Origin of the sequence: Streptococcus sp. HMSC064H09, assembly GCF_001812625.1 — a bacterium.
In the GTDB taxonomy this organism is placed as follows: Bacteria; Bacillota; Bacilli; order Lactobacillales; family Streptococcaceae; genus Streptococcus.
This window is the reverse complement of the sequence record NZ_KV809600.1, coordinates 1-860: the sequence shown is the minus strand read 5'-3', so window position 1 is coordinate 860 and position 860 is coordinate 1. Positions and strand designations below refer to the sequence as shown.

The following is an 860-nucleotide window of genomic DNA, read 5'->3' as shown; positions in this document are numbered from 1 at the left end:
CAATTTTCTTTTCAACCTTTTGGACAGATTTCTGTTCCACAAATACTTCCTTATAGTGTAAAAATTGAATACTGTCATGAGAATCAGATGACCTATTTTCAGGAATAGCCCTATTATTCTCTTCCAATTTTATTGTTTGCCCATCGTAGGTGTTCTCAGAATAGGTATAAGATACGTAGTAAGTTGGACTTTCTAGTGGAGTCCAATGTAAGTCAGTGATGGTAACTTTGCCATGAAGACCCACTTTGTTACAATCTTCGATGATGATTCGCTTAATTTTTATGTAATCACTAGGCATCATCACCTTGCAACCGCTCAAAACCAAAACTGATAGTAGCAAGGGAATCAAGAATAGAATGCGATAGATTTTCTTTTTCATAGCTCTACCTCCAATAGTGGTGTATAACTAGGGATAGAAATATAATTAAGACTTATCATTCCTCAACCTAGTTATTTTTTCGACCTTTCATCTTTAATCATCATCTTCTAATACTAGATTCTCGTCTTCATAAAAAACGACTTTCCCGTCTTTAACTTTAAAATTGTAATCGACTGAATTATTTGGTCCATCTTCAAAATTAGATTGATAAAAACTATATTCACCATTTGGAAGGTCCCTGGCATCCAACTTTTTAGCAGCTTCTTTCATATCTTGTGATTTGACTGTTGTCTTTTCATCGATATAAATGACCATCTCAATCAACTCTTTATCAATCAAGGTTTGGTATGGAATTTGATAGTAACCTGCAAAGTCCTTCTTACCTTCTTTGAGATTGTCTGAGGCTAAGGTATCCAGATTTTTCTCCTTTTCATCATGACTGAAGTTAGATAGAAAACTAAATGAACTAATAGGAAGACCG

At 34.2% G+C, this 860-nt stretch carries 1 protein-coding gene and 1 pseudogene; both read right to left on the bottom strand.

The window, feature by feature from the left end; all coding sequences use genetic code 11:
* Nucleotides 1-379: pseudogene (locus HMPREF2867_RS11600) on the bottom strand (hypothetical protein); the annotation flags it as partial.
* Nucleotides 380-472: 93 nt separating this feature from the next.
* The coding region (locus tag HMPREF2867_RS07870; protein ID WP_070576943.1) for a hypothetical protein at nucleotides 473-860 on the bottom strand (388 nt) is incomplete at its 5' end.